The organism is Halorubrum sp. SS7, from assembly GCF_005435055.1.
Taxonomy (GTDB): Archaea; Halobacteriota; Halobacteria; order Halobacteriales; family Haloferacaceae; genus Halorubrum; species Halorubrum salinarum.
In genome coordinates this window covers 1-235 of record NZ_SGXV01000631.1, presented here as the reverse complement: position 1 = coordinate 235, position 235 = coordinate 1, and the positions used below count along the sequence as shown (strand labels likewise).

Below are 235 nucleotides of genomic sequence, written 5' to 3'. Positions count from 1 at the left end.
CCGGAGAGTCCGGGCATCCGGCGATCGAGGAGGATCGCGTCGACCTCGTCGTCGGTCTCGTCGAGCTGGTCGAGGGCCTCGCGACCGCCGTACGCGGTTCGAACGCGGTACTCGTCGCCGAGCCAGGCGGCATACAGATCGGCCAGGTCGGGTTCGTCCTCGACCACGAGGACCAGCGGCGGTTTCTCACTCATGGGTGACGGGAGCGAGGGGGTGTTCGCTCACACGTTTCATC

General features: G+C 67.2%; 1 protein-coding gene. It reads right to left on the bottom strand.

What is annotated here, in order from left to right; all coding sequences use genetic code 11:
• A partial coding sequence (locus tag EXE44_RS19405) for a response regulator (protein ID WP_137718130.1) occupies nt 1-194 on the bottom strand: 194 nt, incomplete at its 3' end.
• Nucleotides 195-235: the final 41 nt, after the last annotated feature.